This window comes from Diaphorobacter sp. LR2014-1, assembly GCF_002916785.1.
GTDB classification, from domain to species: Bacteria; Pseudomonadota; Gammaproteobacteria; order Burkholderiales; family Burkholderiaceae_C; genus Diaphorobacter; species Diaphorobacter nitroreducens.
In genome coordinates this window covers 88,593-110,250 of record NZ_MTBE01000003.1, presented here as the reverse complement: position 1 = coordinate 110,250, position 21,658 = coordinate 88,593, and the positions used below count along the sequence as shown (strand labels likewise).

Sequence of the window (21,658 nt, the reverse complement as noted above, 5' to 3'; positions counted from 1 at the left end):
GGCGGCCTGGGCCGCCTTTTGCTATTTTTATGATAGCTGCTAGCGCTTGATGGTAGGGCGCTAGAGCCTGATTTGATGCTTAGCGCAGCACCAGCACCGGAATGTGCGAGTGCGTCAGCACGTGCTGCGTCTCGCTGCCCAGCAGCAGGCGCTTTATGCCCTTGCGGCCGTGCGAGGCCATCACGATCAGGTCGCACTTGTGCTTCTTGGCGGCGGCGATCACGGCTTCGGCGATCAGGTCGGACTTGGCGACCACGGTCTTCACGGTCACGCCTTCGTCGGTGCCCTGCACCTTGACCTTGTCCACCAGTTCCTGGGCCGCATCCGCCCACTGCTTCTCGATGCGCTTGATGTCCGCGGCGTCCACGGGCAGGCCACCTTCGAAATAGCTGCGCGGATACCGGGGAACGACCTTCAAGGCGACCACCGACGCACCTGTGAGCCCCGCCAGCGAGAGCCCGCTTTCCACGGCCTTTTGCGACAGGGGGGAACCGTCGGTGGCGATCAGGATGCGTTTGTACATGTGCAGCTCCTCATTTCATTAAGAACGGTAAAAGCATAGGATAGTTCGTGGTCCATGTCTTGATTCAAGTCAATGAGTCCTTCGCGCAATCCGAATAGTCTTGAGGCTATGTCAAATCCTGATGCCGACCCGTGGGCGTCGCCCCTCTCCGCGGCTGCACCGGATGAGGTCGCGCTGCTTGATGACCCCCAGGAATGGTCGGCCTTTGGCAAGCCCTGCGCATCCACCCCCGCAGGTGCGGATGCTCAGGCGGGTCCGTGGGAGTCGCATGTGGTGCTCGACGGAATGCACTGCGCCGCCTGCGCCCTGACCATCGAGGAAGCCCTGCGGCGTGTGCCCGGCGTGGCGGAAGCGGACGTGAGCGCCGCCACCCGTCGCGCACGCGTGGTATGGGACCCGCGACGGGTGCGCCCGTCGCAGTGGATGGGCGCGGTCCAGAAGGCCGGTTACCGCGCGCTGCCTGCCCTGGATGCGCTGGCGCGGGAGCAGCGCCAGCGCGAGAACCGCAAGGCCCTGTGGCGCTGGCTGGTGGCGGGTTTTTGCATGATGCAGGTCATGATGTACGCATGGCCTGCCTACCAAGCCATGCCCGGCGACCTGACCATGGAAATGGAACAACTGCTGCGCTGGGCCTCCTGGGTCATCAGCCTGCCGGTGGTGCTGTTCGCCTGCGGGCCATTCTTCTCCAGCGCGCTGCGCGATATCCGGCAGCGGCGGGTCAGCATGGATCTGCCCGTGGCGCTGGGCATGCTCATCACCTTCGTGGTCAGCATGGCGGGCACGTTTGATCCCACCGGCCCCTTTGGCCGCGAGGTCTACTACGACTCGCTGACCATGTTCGTCTTTTTCCTGCTCACGGGCCGCTGGCTGGAGCTGCGCCTGCGCGATCGCACGGCAGGGGCGCTGGAAGCGGTGATGAACCGGTTGCCCGACAGCGTGGAGCGGCGGGCGGAAGACGGCAGCTTCACGCGCGTGGCCACGCGCCGTCTGCAGGCCGGCGACGTGGTGCGCGTGTTGCCGGGGGAGGCCTTTCCCGCGGATGGCCGCATCCTTTCAGGCGGTACCCAGGCCGACGAGGCGCTGCTCACCGGTGAATCCACGCCTGTGGATCGACCCGAAGGCAGCCGCGTGACGGCGGGCAGCTACAACCTGCGCGCACCGGTCACGGTGGAGGTTTTGGCGCTGGGCAGTGAGACGCGCTTTGGGCAGATCGTGTCATTGATGGAGAGCGCGTCTTTGCAAAAGCCCCGCCTGGCGCAGCTGGCGGACCGGGTGGCCCGGCCTTTCCTGGTGGCGGTGTTGTTGGCCGCGGTGCTGGCGGCAGTGTGGTGGTGGCCGAGCGACCCCAGCCACGCCCTGATGGTGGCGGTGGCGGTGCTCATCGTTACGTGCCCCTGCGCGCTGTCTCTGGCCACGCCGGTGGCCATGCTGACGGCTGCGGGTACCTTGGCGCGGAGGGGCGTGCTGGTGCGCAACCTGCAAGGGCTGGAGGCCCTGGCCGCGGTGGATACGGTGGTCTTCGACAAGACGGGCACGCTGACCCGCGATGGGCTTGCGCTGCATGCCGTACATGTGGCGCCAGGGGCCGGCTGGGGCGAAGGCGAGGCGCTGGCCCTGGCTTCGGCGCTGGCGGCGCATTCACTGCATCCCGCGTCGCGCGCGCTGGCATCGGCCGCGCAGTCTGCCGCGGCGCCCGCGGGCTGGACGGTCCATGCCGTGCAGGAGCTGCCGGGTGCAGGCCTGGTGGCCCGTGCATCGTCACCGTCACACGCCCAGGAAACGATACTGCGCCTGGGCTCTGCGGCCCATGCCCGCGTGCCCGCCGTGGACGGCGATGCGGGGCCGCAGGTCGTGCTGTCGATGGAATGCGAAGGCGCGGCAGTGGAAATCGCGCGGTTCGTGCTGAGCGAACAACTGCGCCCCGAGGTCGCGGCGGTCGTGCGCGGGCTGCGCGCCGAAGGCGTGGCGGTCGAGCTGCTGTCCGGTGACCGGGCCGAGTCCGTGCAGCGGGTGGCTGCCCAGGCCGGCATCGGCCAGGCCCGGGGAGACTGCACCCCGCAGGACAAGCTCGCGCATCTGCAGACGTTGCAGGCGCAAGGACACCATGTGGCGATGGTGGGCGACGGGCTCAACGACGGCCCCGTGCTGGCCGGTGCGCATGTCTCGTTTGCGTTCGGCCGCGCCGTGCCCCTGGCCCAGTCACGGTCCGACTTCGTGGTTATGGGCGAAAATCTCGCCCTTGTTGCGCAGGCGCTCTGGCTGGCGCGGCGCACATTGCGCATCGTCCGCCAGAACCTGTGGTGGGCGGCTGCATACAACGCGCTGTGCGTGCCCCTGGCGATTGCGGGCTACATGCCGGCTTGGCTCGCGGGCCTGGGCATGGCGCTGAGTTCACTGCTCGTCGTGCTCAACGCCGCCCGCCTGGCGCGCCTGCCGGACCCGCTCAGCCACGAGAGTTCCGGCGACTGCGCTGGTGCCCCACGTGCCGTGAGCACGCCCTTGGAGGTCGTCTGATATGGACATCCTGTATTTGTTGATTCCGCTCTCCGTCGTACTGGTGCTGTTTGTACTGGCGGGACTGTGGTGGGCCGTCTACCGTGGCCAATTTGAGAACGTCGATCAGGAGGGGGAGCGCATTCTGAGGGACGGTTGATGTTCGTCAATAGGCCTACTGCGAGCCTGGTTAAAACTTTTTACTGCAAATACTAGAGGTGCCCGATGGATTCTTCACAAACAAGAGTTGCGCACTACGACGACACCGTAGTACGCCAGTTTTCTATCATGGCTGTCGTATGGGGGGTGGTCGGCATGCTGGTAGGCGTGTTCATCGCCGCCCAGCTGACCTGGCCTGAACTCAACTTCGGCATTCCATGGCTGAGCTATGGCCGGCTGCGTCCGCTGCACACCAATGCCGTGATCTTCGCATTCGGCGGCTGCGGCCTGTTCGCCACCAGCTATTACGTGGTGCAGCGCACTTGCCAGGCGGGGCTGTTTCTGCCCAAGTTGGCGGCGTTCACTTTCTGGGGCTGGCAACTGGTCATCGTAGCGGCGGCCATCAGCCTGCCGCTGGGCTATACCTCCGGCAAGGAATATGCCGAGCTGGAATGGCCGATCGACATCCTGATCGCTGCCGTGTGGGTCTCTTATGCGGTGGTGTTCTTCGGAACGATCGGCCAGCGCAAGGTGAAGCACATTTACGTGGCCAACTGGTTCTTCGGTGCGTTCATCATCGCCGTGGCGCTGCTGCACATCGTCAACAGTGCGGCCATTCCGGCGGGCTTCATGAAGAGCTACTCCGCCTACGCAGGCGTGCAGGACGCCATGGTGCAGTGGTGGTACGGCCACAACGCTGTGGGCTTCTACCTCACGACCGGCTTCCTGGGCATGATGTATTACTTCATCCCGAAGCAGGCTGGCCGTCCGGTGTACAGCTACCGCCTCTCCATCGTCCACTTCTGGGCGCTGATCTTCACGTACATGTGGGCGGGTCCGCACCACCTGCACTACACCGCGCTGCCTGACTGGACGCAATCCGTGGGCATGGTGTTCTCGCTGATCTTGCTGGCGCCCAGCTGGGGCGGCATGATCAACGGGATCATGACGCTGTCCGGCGCCTGGCACAAGCTGCGTGACGACCCCATCCTGCGCTTCCTGATCGTGTCGCTGTCGTTCTACGGCATGTCCACGTTCGAAGGACCGATGATGTCCATCAAGACCGTCAACGCGCTTTCGCACTACACCGACTGGACTGTGGGGCACGTGCACGCAGGCGCGCTAGGCTGGGTGGGTCTGATCACCATGGGTTCGCTGTATTACCTGGTGCCTCGCCTGTTTGGCAAGGAGAAGATGCACTCCATCAAAGCAATTGAACTGCACTTCTGGATGGCCACCATCGGCATCGTGCTGTACATCGCCGCCATGTGGATTGCTGGCGTGATGCAAGGTCTGATGTGGCGCGCCGTGAACCCCGACGGCACGCTGACCTATACCTTCGTGGAAAGCGTCAAGGCGACCTATCCGTTCTACGCGATCCGCTTCTTTGGCGGTCTGCTGTACCTCGGCGGTATGTTGGTGATGGCATGGAACGTCTGGGTGACGGCGATCTCCGGACGCTCCGTCAAGGTGGCCATTCCCGCCGTGAAACCCGCTCACGCCTGAAGTTCGGAGGGTCAACTACATGTCCAATACGCATAACAAAGCATCCACCGGCTTCACGCACGAGAAGGTCGAAACCAGCAACTTCCTGATGATCGTGTTGATCTTGCTGGTTGTGGCCGTCGGCGGCCTAGTGGAAATCGTTCCTCTGTTCTTTCAAAAATCGACGACTGAGGCCGTTCAAGGCGTGAAGCCTTACACGGCAGTGCAACTGATCGGACGCGATATCTACCTGCGCGAGGGTTGCTACAACTGCCACTCGCAGATGATCCGTCCGTTCCGCGCGGAAACCCTGCGTTATGGCCACTATTCGGTGGCTGGCGAGTTCGTCTACGACCATCCCTTCCAATGGGGTAGCAAGCGCACTGGGCCCGATCTGCATCGCGTGGGTGGAAAGTACAGCGATGAATGGCATCGCATTCACCTGAACAATCCGCGCGACGTGGTGCCCGAATCCAATATGCCCGCCTATCCCTGGCTGGAAAAGAACCAGATCGATCCTTCCGTCGTCGCTCCTCGCATGAAGGCATTGCGCACGGTCGGCGTCCCGTATACGGATGAGGAGATCGCCAGCGCCGCCGAGCAGGTCAAGGGCAAGACAGAGATGGATGCCGTGGTGGCCTATCTCCAGGTTTTGGGCCGTGCGCTCAAGTAATCGAGGAACTGGTCATGGACATCACCACCATGCGTATCGTGGCCACGCTGGCGTCGCTGGCGTGTTTCGTGGGCATCTGGTTCTGGGCCTTCATGCGCCGCAACCGGGCCCGGTTCGAGGAGGCAGCACAGTTGCCCTTCGCCGAGGACTGAAGAAGTCTCCACAAGAAAAGAGATAACCCATGAGCGATTTCACGAGTAACTTCTGGTCCTTCTACGTGGCCGGAATCACCATCATCGGTATCGTGGCCTGCGGCTTGCTGCTGTGGATCACGTCCCGCAAGAAGGTCGAGGCTACGGCCGACAACACCACCGGTCACGTCTGGGACGAAGACCTGACGGAAATGAACAACCCCATGCCCCGTTGGTGGATGTGGCTGTTCATCATCACGCTGGTATTCGGTGCTGGCTATCTGGCTGCCTATCCCGGATTGGGGACCTTTAAGGGTAAGTTGGGCTGGACGCAGCTGGGCGAGTACCAAGCCGAAGTGGACAAGGCTAACGCAGAGTTGCAGCCCCTGTATGCGCGGTTCGAGGCCATGCAGCCCCAAGAGATGGCGGCCGACACAGCGGCCATGGCAATTGGTGAGCGTCTGTTCATGAACAACTGCGCGCAGTGTCATGGTTCCGATGCCCGCGGCAGCAAGGGCTTCCCCAACCTGGCCGACGGTGACTGGCTGCACGGCGGTGCGCCTGATCAGATCCAGAAGACCATCCACGATGGGCGCATTGGCGTCATGCCTCCCATGGCGGCCGCCGTGGGCTCGCCGGAAGATGTGCGCAACCTCGCCCACTATGTCCTGAGCCTGTCGGGAAGCCCGCATGACTCCCTGAAGGCGTCTCTGGGCAAGTCGAAGTTCACTGCGTGCGCTGCATGCCACGGGATGGACGGCAAGGGCAATGTGGCCCTGGGTGCCCCTAATCTGACGGATGACATCTGGCTGCATGGCTGGGGCGAAGCTGCCATCACCGCTATGATCAACAACGGCAAGACCAACGAGATGCCTGCCCAAACGGGCAAGTTGACCGATGCACAGATCAAGGTGTTGACGGCATACGTCTGGGGTTTGTCCAATAAGGCCGGCGCCCCGCGCTGATGCTCCCTGTGCGGCCGGCTCCCCGTCGAGGGGCGCCGGCCGTTTTGCGTTTTGGAAGTTGCACTTCCTTTTTGAGATTCCACCATGAAGCCAGCCGAAGGTCAGCCCCGTAAGGTGATTCCTATCACGCCAGTGGGGGCCGAAAGTTCGCAGACCGAGGTCATTTCGCTCTATGAGGCGCAAAAGAAAATCTATCCACGCTCGATAAGTGGAGTGTTCGCACGTTGGCGTTGGGCGATGGTGTTTCTGACACAGCTGGTTTTCTATGGCCTGCCATGGCTGGAGTGGGGGCAGCGCCAGATGGTGCTCTTTGACCTCGGAGCACGCCGTTTCTATATTTTTGGTTTGGTGCTTTACCCGCAGGACTTCATTTATCTGACGGGTTTGCTGATTATTTCCGCGCTGTCGCTTTTTCTGTTTACCGCAGTGGCGGGACGCCTGTGGTGCGGCTTCTCCTGTCCCCAGACCGTATACACGGAAATGTTCATGTGGATCGAGCACAAAGTCGAAGGCGACCGCAGTGCCCGTATGCGCCTGGACAATGGTCCGTGGACATTTGAGAAGATCTGGAAAAAATCTGTCAAGCAAGCCATTTGGATTGCGGTCGCATTCTGGACCGGCTTCACCTTCGTGGGCTATTTCGTTCCGATTCGCGAGCTGGGGGGAGAGTTGCTGGCCCTGCAAGGAGGATGGCAGATATTCTGGGTGATCTTCTATGGGTTGGCCACGTACGGCAACGCAGGATTCCTGCGCGAGCAGGTGTGCAAATACATGTGCCCTTATGCGCGTTTCCAAAGCGCAATGTTCGACAGGGACACGCTGGTCGTCTCTTACGATCCTGAGCGCGGCGAGCCTCGCGGGCCCCGTAACAAGACCGTAGATCACAAAGCTGCGGGACTGGGTGACTGCATCGATTGCACGCTGTGTGTCCAGGTCTGCCCAACGGGTATCGATATTCGCAACGGACTGCAATACGAATGCATTGGTTGCGGTCTCTGCGTGGACGCTTGCAATACCGTGATGGATAAGATGAAGTATCCGCGCGGGCTGATTCGCTTCTCGACGCAGAACGGCGTCAAGAACCACTGGACCCAGTCGCAAATGCTCAAACGCGTGCTGCGACCCCGTGTGTTGTTCTATTCAGCGGTGCTGGTGGTGTTGTGCGTCGGCATGCTGGCCAGCTTGGTGGTACGCACCCCGTTGAAGGTGGACATCGTGCGCGACCGCGCTGCGCTCTCGCGCATCGTGGCGGGAGGCAAGCTGGAAAATATCTACCGGCTGCAGATCATGAACGCCACGGAGGGGGCGCAGCGCTACACCATCAGCGCCCACGGCATGGAAGGGCTGGAAGTGGCGTCCGAGACCGCAATTGACATTGGACCGGCGGAATCCCGATGGGTGGTTGTCCGTCTTCAAATTCCGTATGGCTCAGCATCTCCCGGATCGCATACGGTGTATTTCGATATTCAAGCGCAGGGTGATAAAGCCCAAGTGGCAGAGAAATCCGTGTTCCTTGTGCCTCGCTGAAGGCGGTCGTGGAATGCAAATGAACAAGCTGTGCTCATAAATGAGCGAGGAGTTGGTATCGATGTCGAGTAATTCCCCCATGAATCTGGAAGACGCAGGAAAGCCTTGGTGGACGTTTGGCCATGTCTGGCTTGTCATCGCGGGGCCGGTGATAGTCATCATTGCGGGCTTCGTGACCCTCTGGCTGGCCGTGAGCCAACCTGACCCCGTCATCGCGGAAGACTATTACCAACGGGGATTGAACATCAACGAGACCCTGAAGGAGTCTGGGGGCGACATGACGCCTGCCATGAAGGGGCGCAACCATGCAGCTACTCCGCTGGAGGATCAACCGCGCTGACCGGCAGGGCGAGTCCTCTTTGCATGCCGGAGAACAGATGCTAGGCTGTCAACTACACCTGCTAGGAGATGGGCGAATGTGGATGCAACGATTGATGTGGATCGCGTGGCCGGCCTTTTTGATGGCGGGCGTCATGGAAATGGTGGTGTTCGCCTTCGTGGATCCAGAAGCGCTGCAGTGGTTTGATCAACCCCTGCATCTCTCGCGCGAAGGTGTGTATACCATCGCCTTTTTCACGTTCTGGTTCGTACTCATGGCTTCCAGCGCATTGACGACGCTGTTGTCACTCTCGCCCTTTGAGTTGAATCGCTGCCCCGTGCCCAAAGGGGCGCGGCCGGCTGATTGCGCCAAATACGTTTCCTGATCTTTCCGCCCATCAGTTATGAATCAGCAAAAACCCAGGCTTAATGGCAGGCTTGCTGGCTGTTGACAATGCGCTTCAGCGCATCGGTATCGACGATGCGCACATGGCGCTGTTTTACTTCCACAATACCTTCTTCCACGAACTTCGAAAACGTGCGGCTGACGGTTTCCAGTTTCAATCCCAGGTAGCTGCCGATCTCTTCGCGTGTCATGCGCAGCACCAATTCGGATTGTGAGAAACCCCGGGCATGCAAGCGTTGTACGAGATTCAACAGGAATGCGGCAAGGCGTTCCTCGGCACGCATACTCCCCAGCAACAGCATGACCCCATGCTCGCGAACAATCTCGCGGCTCATGATCTTGTGCACATGGTGCTGTAGTGCCGTTACTTCGCGCGACAACTCTTCAATACGATCGAAAGGCATGACGCATACTTCGGCGTCTTCAAGCGCTACCGCATCGCAAGTGTGACGGTCGCTCACGATGCCATCCAGGCCGATGATCTCGCCCGCCATTTGAAAACCTGTCACTTGGTCGCGACCGTCTTCGGTGGCGACACAGGTCTTGAAGAATCCGGTGCGGATAGCAAAAAGGGATGTGAAGGGTTCACCGTTCCGGAAAAGCGTGCCGCCACGCTTGATCTTGCGTCGTACAGCAACAATGTCATCGATGCGCTTGAGTTGCTGGTCGTCCAGACCCACGGGCATGCACAGCTCACGCAGATTGCAGTTTGAGCAGGCAACTTTGATGGTCTGGAGATTCGTATGCATGGGAACCCTGTTCATGGCTTGAGCTTACCTCTGAACGGCTGGGAGACATGGAATGCCGTAGGCCGTTGGACGACTTTGAGCCGAAGTCAAATTGTCGCCACAAGGACCTTATGGGCGCTTGATCAACGTCAAGGACTCATGGGGGACTCTACGGCACAGTGATATGAAAGTGCAAGGAATCCCGTCATGACCGTTGTTACAACAGAGCTCCTGCGTCGCTTTGACGTCCCAGGGCCGCGCTACACCTCTTATCCGACTGCTGATCGTTTTGTCGAGGCTTTTGGCGAGCGGGAATACATCCTTGCGCTGCAGCAGCGTCGCGTGGGTTCGGTAGCCAAGGCGATGCCTTTGTCGCTTTATGTCCACATCCCGTTTTGTGAATCGCTGTGCTATTACTGCGCGTGTAACAAGATCATTACCCGGCATCCAGAGCGGGCAGAGGTCTACTTGCGTTACCTCAGCCGTGAGATCGACCTGCATACGGCGCACTGCGGTGTGGGTCAGCATGTGAGCCAGCTGCATTTCGGCGGAGGCACGCCTACTTTTCTGACGGATGACGGTTTGCGCGAACTGATGGGCATGCTGAGGCGCAGTTTCGTCCTCGTTCCGGGGGGGGAGTACTCCATAGAAGTGGACCCCCGGACCGTGGATGAAGCGCGGCTGGGATTGTTGGCGGAGCTGGGTTTCAATCGCCTGAGCTTTGGCGTGCAGGATTTCGACCCTGAAGTACAAAAGGCCGTGCACCGCATTCAGCCTGCCGAAAAGGTGTTCGCGTTGGTCGATGCGGCTCGCAAGCTCGGGTTTGAATCGGTGAACGTGGATTTGATCTACGGGCTGCCGCGACAGACACCGGAGTCGTTTGATTGCACCTTGGAGCAGGTAGCCGAGCTGCGGCCAGACCGGATCGCGCTGTATGCGTACGCTCACTTGCCAGAACGCTTCAAATCGCAGCGACGCATCATCACGGCCGAGTTGCCCATGGCTTCGGCCAAGGTGTCCATGCTGGCCCGGTCACTTGATGTGTTCCAGGAGGCCGGCTACGTCTACGTGGGCATGGACCATTTTGCGCTGCCAGACGATGCGCTGGCGGTGGCCAAGCGGCAAGGCAGGCTGCACCGCAATTTCCAAGGCTATAGCACGCAGCCCGATTGCGACCTGATTGGTCTGGGCGTTTCTGCCATCGGGCGCGTGGGCGCTACTTATAGCCAAAATGTGAAAACGCTAGACGAGTATTACGACTGCATTAACCAGGGGCATTTGCCTGTGGTGCGCGGGCTGGCGTTGACCAAGGACGACTTAGTGCGCCGCGCAGTCATCATGGCGTTGATGTGCCAAGGTGAATTGCTGTTTGAGCCGTTGGAACAGTCTTGGCTGATTGATTTCCGCAGTTATTTCGATGCGGAATTACAGCAACTGCAAGAAATGGCGGCTCAGGGCTTAGTGAAAATCAGTGATGAGGGCGTTGAAGTCACGCCCATGGGGTGGTATTTCGTGCGCGGCGTGGCCATGGTGTTCGACAAGTATCTGCAGGCTGACCGCAACCGCGCTCGCTTTTCCCGGATTATTTGACCCATGCTGTGGGCGCTGGCCACGACGGCCTTCCTGATGGGGCTGATGGGAGGGGCTCACTGTTTGGCGATGTGTTCTGTTCCCTGCGCGGCGCTTACGGGGCTGGGTGGCACGCCGGACGCCACCCAAACCATTCAATGGGCGTCCCGTCGCGGAATCTTCCAACGGGTAGCGCAGTTTCACGTGGGGCGCCTGATCGGTTACGGCGCCGCAGGGGCGGTGGTTGCGCTGGCCATGGAGCAACTCGCATGGCTGGGGCAAAGCACCTCGGCATTGCGCCCCCTTTGGACGCTGATGCACGTGCTCATCCTCGCGTGGGGTGGGATGATGATGGTGCAAGCGCAGCAGCCGTTGTGGGTTGAGCGGGCGGGGCGTGCTGCCTGGGCGAAGGTCAAGCCCTTGGTCTCTCGGCCTGGCGGGCTCCTGACCGCGGGTGTGGCCTGGGCGCTCCTGCCATGCGGCCTTCTGTATACCGCACTGTTGACTGCCGCTCTCAGCGGAAGCGTGCTCCGCGGAGCCTTGTGCATGGTCCTGTTTGGCGTGGGAAGCGGTGTATGGCTGGTGCTGGGGCCGTGGACATTTGGCCGCATTCGCGCTTGGATCGGCGTGAAGGGTGGGGCGTGGGGGTCTCGGCTGGCAGGTGGTGTGCTTTTTTCCCTGGGTGCATGGGCGCTATGGATGGAGGTTGTCCATGGGCAGCCGGCGCCGTGGTGCGTGCCCTGAAAGCAGCGTTTTGTGGAACCACAGCGGCTCTGCGAAGCATGCCGTGGCAAGCGAATGGTGCACACTGAGACGCTCAGGCGTGACGTATCGCTGTCAGATCTCTACCAGCGGAAGTGACGAGTCTGTTCTCATCGACGTGGAGAAATCCAGCTACCCATCGCTGCCTTACTGGATGCGCCACCGTACGTCTGGGGCGCGCGCTGCGTATCAGTGAGGTTGCCGAAGGAATGGGAACGCCAGAACCACGCCAGGATATTTGGCATCGGTGCGACGACTACCAAGGTCTGCTCTGTGCCTTGCAGATGGGTGGGTTGCGCGCGCTGGCCGCGGAGCGCCGGATTTTCTGAGCAGGTATTGAGGTCACTGGCACTCACCCGGAGCGAGGGCGCAAGCGATTACCGGAGAAAAGGTGTCTGCGAATGCCGCCGGACCGGCATCCTGAACCGGGGGTTCAGGTGGGCGAGGGCAGCCAGGCGTTGGGTTCATCTGACGCGAGATGATCACGCTCACCGGGCGATGTACCAAGCCCGTGCTCAATGAGCATTGGTTCAAGGAAATATAAAGCCCGGCAGCACCGCAGACATGTTCATTGTAGTGGGCTGCCCGTGTGCGGCCAGGGGCTGGGCTTTTACCGTAATGGTTATAGGAGGCGCCCATCCTCGCCCAGCGCCTCGTCCAGGCGCAGGAGCAACTGCTGCACGCGCTCATCGCTGTCGTGCACATGCGGCGCGACCGGGGTGGGGGCCATGCGCGCAGGGGCTGAGGCGGCTGCCAAATCGGCGGCTTCGCGGTCGGCGATCTCGAAAGCCAGATTGAGGGCCGCCAGCACGGCGATGCGCTCGCGCGCGCGTACCTTGCCCGCGTCACGGATGCGCGTCATGGCGGTATCCACGCGCTCGACCGCCTCCAGCAGGCGCGACTCCTGGCCGTCCGGGCAGGCCAGGAGATAGCTTTGCTGGAGGATCTGTACCTCGATCTGCTTCATGGCGCGTCTTTCGTCTCGGCAGTGCCGGGGAGTTCGGGCTCGGCAGGCAGGCGGTCCAGCAATGCGTTCACGCGGGCACGGGCCGCCTGCAGGCGGGATTGGAGGGAATCGCGCTCCTGGGTGAGCGCCGCGACCTGTTGCGCCAACAGGGCATTGGTGCGCTGCAACTCGGCATGGCGCAGCAGCAGCCGCTCAACGCGCTCGGCGATCTGGTCGATGGAAGAGGGGGAGGCCATACGCTGCCGATTGTAGGGATCGGCGTGCGAACCATCGTAAAATTGCGCAGTTGGTGCTAGCGGCGTGGTTCACATGCCGCAGTTCAACGGGAAGCAGGGAGGGGCCCTCCGCCATGGAGTGCGTCCTGTGCCTGCGCTGCCCCCGCAACGGTCAGCGGATGAGCCGTACCTCGGCTCCCTCTTCATTGACAAGCCACTGAGCGCCTTGAACAAGCGTTTGGGAAGGCGATGCAGAGCGTTCCGCCAGCCCGGATACCGGCCAACGAGGTGGCTCCGCGTTTCCTTTTGTGAAACCTGGGCCGTTATGCCCAGGTGCCGACGGGGAGGTCGGCCGTGGCGATCTCTCTGTTTGCCCCACATGACAAACACCCGTCCGTTCAATGTGCGCTTGAGTGCGCTTTCCGTGCACGCGCGCGTCGCCGTGCTGCCGCTGGCGCTGGCCGCCGCTTTCCCCGCCGTGTCCCAGACCCTGCTGGCCCAGGCAGCCACAGAACCCCAACTGCGTGAAACCGTCATCACGGCAACCCGCGTGGCCCGGCCGCTGGCCGACAGCGTGTCCGATGTGTCCGTCATCGACCGTGAAACCATCGAAGCCAGCGGCGCGGTAGGCGTCATTGACGTGATCTCGCGCCTGCCAGGCGTGCAGATCACGCGCAATGGCGGCCAGGGCAGCAGTGGCAGCGTCTACCTGCGCGGCGCGGAGTCGCGCTTTACCGCCGTGTACCTGGACGGCGTGCGCCTGGACTCGCAATCCACCGGCGGCGTGGTGTGGGAGCAAATCCCGTTGTCGCAGATCGACCGCATCGAGGTCGTGCGCGGGCCAGCGGCTGCTGTGTACGGCTCGGATGCCATGGGAGGCGTGATCCAGCTCTTCACCAAAAGGGGTGAGGGTGCGCCGGCGCCCTACGTGGGCGTGGGCCTGGGCAACCAGGGCACGCGGACGGTGCAGGCCGGCGTGAGTGGCGGCACCGAGCAGGTGGACTATGCGCTGGGGCTGTCGCATGAGCGCGCCGATGGCTTCAGTGCCCGCGTAGGCTCCGCCTACAACCCGGACGAAGACGGCTACCGCCGCACCTCTGCCAATGCCCGACTGGGCGTGCAGTTCGACACGACCCATCGCCTGGAGGGCACGCTGCTGGCCAGCAACCTCAACTCGCAGTACGACGGCAGCAAAACGGCCGACGACCGCAATCACCACCAATTGCGCACGGCCAGCCTGGCATGGCTGGCCAAGTGGAGCGACGTGTACAGCACGCGCTTGCAGGTCACGCAGGGGCAGAGTGAATACAGCACCCGGCCCAACTTCTACATGACCGAGACCACGCTGCACAATTACCTGCTGCAAAACGAGTGGCGCCTGGGCGCGCATCTGTTCACAGCCGCGCTGGAGCGCCGCGAGGACGAACTGCACAACCCCGCCACCGAGTTCGTGGGCGACCTCCAGCGTGACCGCTCACAGAACGCGCTCGCGCTGGGCTATGGCCTGAACCAGGGCGCCCATACGCTGCAGGCCAACCTGCGCTATGACGACGACAGCGAGTTCGGCGGCAAAAGCACGGGCAGCCTGTCCTATGGCTACGCCATTACGCCGCAGTGGCGCGTCACGGCAGCGGCCGGCACGTCCTTCCGTGCACCCACGCTCTACCACCGCTTCAGCGAATACGGCGCGCCCGACCTGCAGCCCGAGAAGGGGCGCAACGTGGAGCTGGGCGCGCGGTGGACGCAAGGAGAGAGCAGCGTGGGTGTCGTGGCGTACCGCAACCGCGTCAGCAACCTCATCAATTTCGGCGCCGCGGGCCGCTGTGATTCCAGCTTCGGCTGCTACGAGAACGTGGGCCGCGCCGAGTACAAGGGCGTGACGCTGTCGGCCGCGCACCGCATCGCGGGCGTGTCGGTGCATGGCTCCATCGACTGGCAGAACCCGCGTGACCTGGACAGCGGCAAACTGCTGGCGCGCCGTGCCAAGCGCTACGCCACGCTGGGTGCCGACACCCTGGTGGCAGGCTGGACGCTGGGGGCAGAGCTCTACGCATCCGCGCGCCGGTACGACAACGCGGCCAACACCAACGTACTGGGCGGCTACACCACGCTCAACCTCTACACCAGCAAGCGCGTGGCGCGCGACGTGACGCTGCTGGCCCGCGTCGACAACCTGGCCGACAAGGACTACCAGTTGGCGCGCACCTACGCCACCGGCGGCCGCACATTCTATGTGGGCCTGAAGTGGGCGCCGCAGTAACGCCATCACCGACTGCCACACCATGAGCCGCTGTCCCGCCCTGGTCATCGCCGCGCCCGCCTCTGGGCAGGGCAAGACCACCGTCACCGCCGCTTTGGCGCGCCTGCACACACGCCAAGGCCGGCGCGTGCGGGTGTTCAAGTGTGGGCCGGACTTCCTGGACCCGCACTGGCACCAATTGGCCAGCGGCGCCCCCGTGCACCAGCTCGATCTGTGGATGACCGGCGCGGCAGACTGCGCGCAGCGCCTGCGCGCCGCGGCGGCCGAAGCAGACCTGCTGCTCATCGAAGGGGTGATGGGATTGTTCGACGGCGAACACAGCGTGGGCGACCTGGCGCAGCGCTTTGGCATACCGGTGCTTGCGGTGGTGGATGCCTCTGCCATGGGGGGCACGCTGGGCGCCATCGTGCATGGGCTGCGGCACTACCGTGCGGGCCTGCCATGGGCCGGTGTCTTGGCCAACCGCGCGGCGGGCGACCGCCATGCGCAGATGCTGCGGGACGGCTTGGCCGACGCTGCGGACTGGCTGGGTGCGCTGCCACGGGTCGTGGGTGACGCTGCGGGCGGGAGGGAGCCTGGTGGCCTTCTGCCCGAGCGGCACCTGGGACTGGTGGCAGCGCACGAACTGCCCGATGCCCTGCAGCGGCTGGACGCCGTGGCCGATGCGCTGGCCGGCACGCCCCTGGGCCGCATGTCCGCCGCGGACCTGCAGCGCTGGGCGGTGGACTTCGGCGGCACGCCCGTGGGCGGTGCCGCCATCAGGCCGCTGCTGGCCGGCCGCACCGTGGCCGTGGCGGCGGATGAGGCTTTCTGCTTCATCTACGAAGCCAACATCGACACCCTGCAGCAGTTGGGCGCGCGCGTGGTGCGCTTTTCGCCGCTGCGCGACGCTGCGCTGCCAGCCTGCGACGCGCTGTGGCTGCCCGGCGGCTACCCCGAGCTGCACGCCGATGCGCTGGCCGCCAATACGGCCATGCGCGGCAGCCTGCAGGCGCACGTGGCGGCGGGTCGGCCCGTGTGGGCGGAGTGCGGCGGCATGATGGCGCTGCTGGAGTCCATCATCCTGGCCGACGGGCGCCGCGTGCCCCTGTGGGGGCTGCTACCGGGTCATGCCACCATGCAGCGGCGCCTGGCCGCGCTGGGGCCGCGCGCGCTGCGCATGGGCACGCATGAGTTGCGCGGCCACACCTTTCACTACTCGGTCACCGACAGCCCGGCCGCCGTGTGCGCACGCGCCCAGCGTCCGGACCATGCAGGGGCACCGGACGACGGTGAAGCCGTGTACCGCCACGGCAGCATCCACGCGAGCTACTTTCACGCATGGTTTGCATCCAGCCCGCAGGCGACCGCAACCTTGCTGGGGGCGGAGGCGGGGCCATGAACGCGGCGCCGCAGACCACCATCGCCCGCAGTGAACTCATCCTGGGTGGACAAAAGAGCGGCAAGTCGCGCCGCGCCGAACTGCTGGCGCGCCAGTGGCTGCAGGCCGCGCCGGCACACCGCGCGCTGCTGCTGGCCACCGGCCAGCCGTGGGACGACGAGATGCGTGCGCGCATTGCCCGCCACCAGCGCGAGCGTGCCGAGCGTGTGCCCGGCCTGCAGACCGTGGAAGAGCCGCGCGATCTGGCCCACGCCCTGGCGTGCCACAGCACCCCACAGACCCTGATCGTCGTGGACTGCCTCACCCTGTGGCTCACCAACTGGCTCATGCCGGCCGACCCCCAAGATGTAGAGCAAAAACAGCCTCTAGCGGCCGATTGGCAAGCGCAGGCAGCTCACTTTTTTGAAGCGTTGACGCACGCGCCCGGCCCCGTGGTGCTGGTGGGCAACGAGATCGGCCTGGGCGTGATCCCCCTGGGGCGCGAAGTGCGCGCCTTCGTGGACGCGCTGGGCGCCCTGAACCAGCGCGCGGCGGCAGCCTGCCAGCGCGTCACGCTGATGGCGGCGGGCCTGCCGCTTGCCCTGAAGGACACACCATGATGCCTCTTCGCTGGCGCCGCCAGCTTGCTGCCGCCGGCTGGCTGCTGGGCCTGCTGCTGGCCTTGCCCAGCGTCCACGCGGTAACCATCACCGACGACCGGGGCCGCGCGCTGCGATTCGACCAGCCGCCCCAGCGCATCGTGAGCCTGCTGCCGTCGCTGACCGAGAGCGTGTGCGAGCTGCAGCGCTGTGAGCGCCTGGTGGGGGTGGACCGCTACTCCAACTGGCCCGCGTCCGTGCGGCGCCTGCCCCAGGTGGGCGGCGGGCTGGACCCGAACATCGAGGCCATCGTCGCGCTGCGCCCGGACGTGGTACTGCTGTCGGTCAGCAGCCGCGTCAGCGACCGGCTGGAGGCGCTGGGCGTGAAGGTGCTGGCGCTGGACCACAAGACCCATGCGGACGTGCGCCGCGTGCTGGGGGTGCTGGGTGAACTGCTGGCCGTGCCACCGGAGCACGGCGCGGAGCGCGTGTGGCGCGTGATCGATGCCGCCGTGCAGGCCGCCGCGCAGTCGCTGCCGCAGCGCGCGCGCGGGGCGCGGGTGTTCTTCGAGGTCAGCCGCGGCCCCTATGCGGCGGGGGCCAGTTCGTTCATCGGCGAGACGCTGGTGCGCCTGGGCGCGCGCAACGTGGTCCCGCCCGAGCTGGGGCCCTTTCCGCGCCTCAATCCCGAGTTCGTCCTGCGCGCACAGCCCGACGTGCTGATGGTGGCGAACCGCAGCATGCAGCCCATGACCCAATACCCAGGGTGGAACCACCTGGCCGCGGTCAAGGCGGGCCGCGTGTGCGACTTCGGCCCTGAGCTATCGGACGTGGTGGTGCGCCCCGGCCCGCGCATGGCCGAGGCCGCGCGCATCATGGCCCGCTGCCTGGCGGAGAAGTACGAATGAGCGCGCGCCTTCCGCAGCCCTCTACCATGGTGGCGACCACCGCCATGCCAGCCACCTATGCCACCTCCTTGCACCCCGACGCCAGCGGCCGCCGCGCGCGCTGGCTGGGCCTGTGGCTGCTGGCCGCCAGCGTGGCCCTGCTGCTGCTCGGCGCCAGCGTCGGCAGCACGGGCTTTGGCAGCTTGCTGAACCTGCGCGGCGACCCGCTGGCGCAGCAGATCGTGTGGGACATCCGCCTGCCGCGCACACTGGGCGCATGGCTGGCCGGAGCGCTGCTGGGGCTGGCGGGCGCCATTGCCCAGGGGCTCTTTCGCAACCCGCTGGCCGACCCGTACCTGCTGGGCAGCGCGTCGGGCGCGGCGCTGGGCGGCGCCGTGGCCATGGCCGTTCTGGGTGTGTCGCCCAGCACGGCGAGCTGGCTGGCGCGACTGGGCGTGACGGGCTTGGCCTTCGCGGGTGCTGCGGGCGCCGTGCTGCTGACGCTGGTGTTGGCGCGTGGTGTGCAGCACACGCTGCGCCTGCTGCTGGCAGGCGTGATCGTGGGCGTGGTGCTGGGCGCTGCGCGCGACCTGATCCAGGTGGCGCAGCCCGCCATTCTGGAGCCGATGCAGGTCTTCACCATGGGCAGTTCGGCCTTCGTGGGCTGGCAGGCCTGCGCCATCATGGCTGGCGGCTGGCTGCTGTGCGCCGCCACGGCCTGGGCGTTGTCGCGCCTGCTGGACGGGCTGATGCTGGGCGAAGCCACGGCCGCCAGCCTGGGCCTGCCCATCGTGCCCATGCGCGCGGGGCTGGTGCTGGCGCTGGCCCTGGCCACCGGCACGGCCGTGGCGCACACCGGGCTGATTGCCTTCGTCGGGCTGGCAGCGCCGCACCTCGTGCGCTCGATCGCGCGCGTCACCCACCAGTGGCACGTATGGCTGTCCAGCCTGATGGGCGCGGTGCTGCTGCTGGCCGCCGACATCCTGGCGCGCTGGGTGGTGGCGCCGCAGGAACTGCCCGTGGGCGTGCTCACCGCCGCGCTGGGCGGCAGCTACCTGCTGTGGCTCATGCACCGCCGGGTGTTGGGAAGCTCGCTATGAAGAACATAGCTGTTAGCGCACGCCAGATAAGCGCCAGCATCGCAAATGCCTCTATGTTGCGCAGCATTGACCTGGACCTGCCCGCTGGCCGCTGGACCAGCGTGGTCGGCCCCAATGGTGCGGGCAAGTCCACGCTGCTCAAGGTGCTGGCAGGCCTGCTGCGCCATGCGCGTGTGCAAGGACGGGTGCAGTTGCTGGGCCGCGCGCTGGCCGACATTCCCCCGCGCGAGCGCGCCCGCCAACTGGCCTGGCTGGGCCAGAACGAGTCCGCCGCCGAAGACCTGCCCGCCTACGACGTGGCCATGCTCGGCCGCCTGCCGCACCGTGCCTGGATGGCGCCGGCCAGCGATGCCGACCATGCCGCTGTGCAGCAGGCGCTGCACACTACCCAGGCGTGGGACTGGCGCGACCGTCCGCTGTCGGAACTGTCGGGAGGCGAGCGCCAGCGCGTGCTGCTGGCGCGCGCGCTGGCCGTGCAGGCGCCGGTGCTGCTCATGGACGAACCCCTGGCCAACCTGGACCCGCCGCACCAGACCGATTGGCTGCACACCGTGCGCGACCTGGTGGGGCAGGGCGGTACCGTGGTCAGCGTGCTGCACGAGGTATCCATCGCGCTGCAGGCCGACGACATGCTCATCATGGCCGCCGGCGGCGTGGTGCACCACGGGCCATGCCAGAGCACGACCACGCACGCCGCGCTGGAGCAGGTGTTCGAGCGGCGCATCCAGGTGCGCGAGATCGACGGCCTGTGGATGGCGCTGCCCCGCATGGAGCGGTGAACGCGCTGCGCCCCTTTCCCTTGAACCCCTTGCGGCCGGCGGCCGGCCGCAGAGGGCATGGAGTGTGAACGCATGAATTTGGACGCCGGTTTTACCCAGGTCGCGCAGGTGCTGCTGTGGCCCATGCCCGTGCGGGTGGCACTGGCCTTTCTCCGTGCCCTGTGGATGCGCGGCTCCATGCGCATGCAAGCCTGGCAGCGCTGGCGCCTGCCGCATTACCGTTCGCTGCGCGTGCCACCCGGCCTCTCGATGGAGGAGCTGGCGCTGCAGTTGGTGCGCCACATGCGGCCTTCCAGGCGCGGCGTGCTCCATCGTTTCCCGTGACGGCTTGTTTTCCCCAGACTTCTTCTTGAGGCATTGCATGCAGATTGAAACTCCCCCCACCGAGAAACGCTACGACAAGGCCGAAGGCGAGCGCCGGGGCCTGGTCATCGTCAACACCGGCGACGGTAAGGGCAAGAGCACGGCGGCCTTCGGCCTGGCGCTGCGCGCGCATGGCCGGGGCAAGGCCGTGAAGGTCTTCCAGTTCATGAAGGTGCCCAGCGCCCGCTTCGGCGAGCACCGCATGTTCGAGCAGATCGGCTTGTCCATCGAAGGCCTGGGGGACGGCTTCAGTTGGAAGAGCAAGGACTTGGACCACTCCGCCCAACTGGCGCGCGACGGCTGGGCCAAGGCCCGTGCGGCCATCCTGTCGGGCGAGAACTTCCTCGTTGTGCTCGACGAAATCACCTATCCCCTGATCTATGGCTGGCTGCCACTGCAGGAGGTGCTGGACACCCTGGCGGCGCGGCCCAAGGACGTGCACGTATGCCTGACGGGCCGCCGCTGCCCCGAGGAAATCATCGCCATCGCCGACACGGTGACGGAGATGAAGCTCATCAAGCATGCGTTCCAGGCGGGCATTCCCGCGCAGCGCGGCATCGAGGACTGAGGGGGCGCCGCGCCATGCTGTATGCGCAGACCATGCCTACCCCGCTGGGCGAGATGCTGGCCGTGGCTTCAGACCGGGGGCTGTGTCTGCTGGAGTTCGTGGGGCAGCCGGGTGTGGAGCGTGAGTTGGCCCAGGTGCAGGCCGCTCGCGGTAAGGCCCTACAGGAGAAGGGCAATGCGGTCACCGTGCTGCTGGCCAGTGAGTTGGCGGAATACTTCGGGCGCCGCCGCCGCGTGTTCGGTGTGCCGCTGGACCTGGTGGGCACGCCATTCCAGATCGCCGCGTGGCAGGCGCTGCTGGCCATCCCTTACGGCGAGACGCGCAGCTATGCACAGCAGGCGCGGACCATCGGCCAGCCCACGGCCACGCGCGCCGTCGCTGGGGCCAACGGGCAGAACAAGGTCTCCATCGTCGTGCCCTGCCACCGGGTGATCGGCAGCAACGGCAGCCTGACCGGCTTTGGCGGCGGCCTGCCGCGCAAGCGTGCGCTGCTGGCGTTGGAAGATACTTCCGCGCAGCGCGATTGGTTGAACGAGACGCCGTAACGGCCCCCACGCCCACACCGCCGCCGAACGCGCGGCCTTTTATCGCGCCGTTGGCGCGCACCGCCAGCGCCGTCCAGAACCTTTGTCTGCAGCGCGAGCGCGGCCGCGTGCCGCTGGCACCGGTTGGTCCATGACGGCGAATGGGGGGTGCCCGGCGACATATGGTGTTGATGGGGCAGTGAGCACCGCGGAATGCGCTCGCCGCGTGGCACCACAGGTGTCGATGGTAGAAAGGCGCCGGAACGCTTCCTGGCGAGCGGCGGTACTTCCATGAGG

24 protein-coding genes and 1 riboswitch are annotated in these 21,658 nt (G+C 64.7%); of the genes, 20 read left to right on the top strand and 4 right to left on the bottom strand.

Annotated elements, in window-relative coordinates; translation table 11 throughout:
- Positions 1-79 precede the first annotated feature (79 nt).
- Complete coding sequence (locus BV908_RS03865) at positions 80-523, bottom strand: universal stress protein (RefSeq protein WP_011804516.1); 444 nt, start codon at positions 521-523, stop codon at positions 80-82.
- Positions 524-631: 108 nt separating this feature from the next.
- Here BV908_RS03865 and BV908_RS03860 point away from each other — a divergent pair, with 108 nt between their 5' ends.
- The 9 genes from BV908_RS03860 (at position 632) to BV908_RS03820 (ending at position 8,660) form a co-directional block, all read left to right on the top strand.
- Complete coding sequence (locus BV908_RS03860) at positions 632-3,037, top strand: cation-translocating P-type ATPase (RefSeq protein ID WP_210433990.1); 2,406 nt, start codon at positions 632-634, stop codon at positions 3,035-3,037.
- 1 nt (position 3,038) lies between these two features.
- Complete coding sequence (ccoS, locus tag BV908_RS03855; RefSeq protein ID WP_011804518.1) at positions 3,039-3,176, top strand: cbb3-type cytochrome oxidase assembly protein CcoS; 138 nt, start codon at positions 3,039-3,041, stop codon at positions 3,174-3,176.
- 65 nt (positions 3,177-3,241) lie between these two features.
- Complete coding sequence (gene ccoN / locus BV908_RS03850; RefSeq protein ID WP_103737280.1) at positions 3,242-4,681, top strand: cytochrome-c oxidase, cbb3-type subunit I; 1,440 nt, start codon at positions 3,242-3,244, stop codon at positions 4,679-4,681.
- Positions 4,682-4,700: 19 nt separating this feature from the next.
- Positions 4,701-5,333, top strand: a complete 633-nt coding sequence (gene ccoO / locus BV908_RS03845; protein WP_011804520.1) for a cytochrome-c oxidase, cbb3-type subunit II — start codon at positions 4,701-4,703, stop codon at positions 5,331-5,333.
- Positions 5,334-5,347: 14 nt separating this feature from the next.
- A complete protein-coding gene (locus BV908_RS03840) occupies positions 5,348-5,485 on the top strand; it encodes a cbb3-type cytochrome c oxidase subunit 3 (protein WP_011804521.1) in 138 nt (45 codons plus the stop codon).
- A 29-nt stretch (positions 5,486-5,514) separates the two neighbouring features.
- On the top strand, positions 5,515-6,429 hold the full coding sequence (gene ccoP, locus BV908_RS03835) for a cytochrome-c oxidase, cbb3-type subunit III (protein WP_015912718.1): 915 nt from the start codon (positions 5,515-5,517) through the stop codon (positions 6,427-6,429).
- An 84-nt stretch (positions 6,430-6,513) separates the two neighbouring features.
- Entirely contained in the window at positions 6,514-7,956 is a 1,443-nt protein-coding gene (gene ccoG, locus BV908_RS03830) for a cytochrome c oxidase accessory protein CcoG (protein ID WP_103737279.1), read from the top strand.
- 79 nt (positions 7,957-8,035) lie between these two features.
- Positions 8,036-8,296, top strand: coding sequence for a FixH family protein (locus BV908_RS03825; protein WP_238526570.1), 261 nt, complete (start codon positions 8,036-8,038; stop codon positions 8,294-8,296).
- Positions 8,297-8,372: 76 nt separating this feature from the next.
- Entirely contained in the window at positions 8,373-8,660 is a 288-nt protein-coding gene (locus tag BV908_RS03820; protein WP_015912721.1) for a hypothetical protein, read from the top strand.
- A 40-nt stretch (positions 8,661-8,700) separates the two neighbouring features.
- On the opposite strand, the gene fnr is transcribed toward BV908_RS03820, so the two are convergent.
- Positions 8,701-9,444, bottom strand: a complete 744-nt coding sequence (fnr, locus tag BV908_RS03815) for a fumarate/nitrate reduction transcriptional regulator Fnr (protein ID WP_011804526.1) — start codon at positions 9,442-9,444, stop codon at positions 8,701-8,703.
- A gap of 171 nt (positions 9,445-9,615) precedes the next feature.
- Here fnr and hemN point away from each other — a divergent pair, with 171 nt between their 5' ends.
- Both hemN and BV908_RS03805 read left to right on the top strand, forming a co-directional pair.
- A complete protein-coding gene (hemN, locus tag BV908_RS03810; protein WP_103737278.1) occupies positions 9,616-10,998 on the top strand; it encodes an oxygen-independent coproporphyrinogen III oxidase in 1,383 nt (460 codons plus the stop codon).
- Between the two features lie 3 nt (positions 10,999-11,001).
- On the top strand, positions 11,002-11,721 hold the full coding sequence (locus BV908_RS03805; protein WP_103737277.1) for a sulfite exporter TauE/SafE family protein: 720 nt from the start codon (positions 11,002-11,004) through the stop codon (positions 11,719-11,721).
- A gap of 640 nt (positions 11,722-12,361) precedes the next feature.
- Here the strand turns inward: BV908_RS03805 and BV908_RS03800 are convergent.
- Positions 12,362-12,706: a cell division protein ZapA gene (locus BV908_RS03800; protein ID WP_047350787.1), complete on the bottom strand. Its 345-nt coding sequence runs from the start codon at positions 12,704-12,706 to the stop codon at positions 12,362-12,364.
- Positions 12,703-12,942: a hypothetical protein gene (locus tag BV908_RS03795; RefSeq protein ID WP_015912724.1), complete on the bottom strand. Its 240-nt coding sequence runs from the start codon at positions 12,940-12,942 to the stop codon at positions 12,703-12,705. The genes BV908_RS03800 and BV908_RS03795 overlap by 4 nt, the downstream gene beginning before the upstream one ends.
- Before the next feature lie 34 nt (positions 12,943-12,976).
- Positions 12,977-13,221, top strand: a riboswitch (cobalamin riboswitch).
- A gap of 79 nt (positions 13,222-13,300) precedes the next feature.
- Here BV908_RS03795 and BV908_RS03790 point away from each other — a divergent pair.
- The 9 genes from BV908_RS03790 to BV908_RS03750 all read left to right on the top strand — a co-directional run bounded on the left by BV908_RS03790 (position 13,301) and on the right by BV908_RS03750 (position 21,382).
- A complete protein-coding gene (locus tag BV908_RS03790; RefSeq protein ID WP_103737276.1) occupies positions 13,301-15,181 on the top strand; it encodes a TonB-dependent receptor in 1,881 nt (626 codons plus the stop codon).
- Between the two features lie 22 nt (positions 15,182-15,203).
- Entirely contained in the window at positions 15,204-16,562 is a 1,359-nt protein-coding gene (locus BV908_RS03785) for a cobyrinate a,c-diamide synthase (RefSeq protein WP_103737275.1), read from the top strand.
- Complete coding sequence (locus BV908_RS03780; protein ID WP_103737274.1) at positions 16,559-17,161, top strand: bifunctional adenosylcobinamide kinase/adenosylcobinamide-phosphate guanylyltransferase; 603 nt, start codon at positions 16,559-16,561, stop codon at positions 17,159-17,161. Before BV908_RS03785 ends, BV908_RS03780 begins: the two co-directional genes overlap by 4 nt.
- On the top strand, positions 17,158-18,048 hold the full coding sequence (locus tag BV908_RS03775) for a helical backbone metal receptor (RefSeq protein WP_047350790.1): 891 nt from the start codon (positions 17,158-17,160) through the stop codon (positions 18,046-18,048). The genes BV908_RS03780 and BV908_RS03775 overlap by 4 nt, the downstream gene beginning before the upstream one ends.
- Positions 18,049-18,092: 44 nt before the next feature.
- A complete protein-coding gene (locus tag BV908_RS03770; protein ID WP_187148609.1) occupies positions 18,093-19,127 on the top strand; it encodes an iron ABC transporter permease in 1,035 nt (344 codons plus the stop codon).
- Positions 19,124-19,906: an ABC transporter ATP-binding protein gene (locus BV908_RS03765; protein ID WP_103737273.1), complete on the top strand. Its 783-nt coding sequence runs from the start codon at positions 19,124-19,126 to the stop codon at positions 19,904-19,906. Before BV908_RS03770 ends, BV908_RS03765 begins: the two co-directional genes overlap by 4 nt.
- A 72-nt stretch (positions 19,907-19,978) precedes the next feature.
- A complete protein-coding gene (locus tag BV908_RS03760) occupies positions 19,979-20,230 on the top strand; it encodes a hypothetical protein (protein WP_146052197.1) in 252 nt (83 codons plus the stop codon).
- A 37-nt stretch (positions 20,231-20,267) separates the two neighbouring features.
- The gene (gene cobO / locus BV908_RS03755) at positions 20,268-20,837 is read left to right on the top strand and encodes a cob(I)yrinic acid a,c-diamide adenosyltransferase (RefSeq protein ID WP_011804537.1); all 570 of its coding nucleotides are present in this window, start codon (positions 20,268-20,270) and stop codon (positions 20,835-20,837) included.
- A gap of 14 nt (positions 20,838-20,851) precedes the next feature.
- The gene (locus BV908_RS03750; protein WP_103737271.1) at positions 20,852-21,382 is read left to right on the top strand and encodes a methylated-DNA--[protein]-cysteine S-methyltransferase; all 531 of its coding nucleotides are present in this window, start codon (positions 20,852-20,854) and stop codon (positions 21,380-21,382) included.
- Positions 21,383-21,658: the final 276 nt, after the last annotated feature.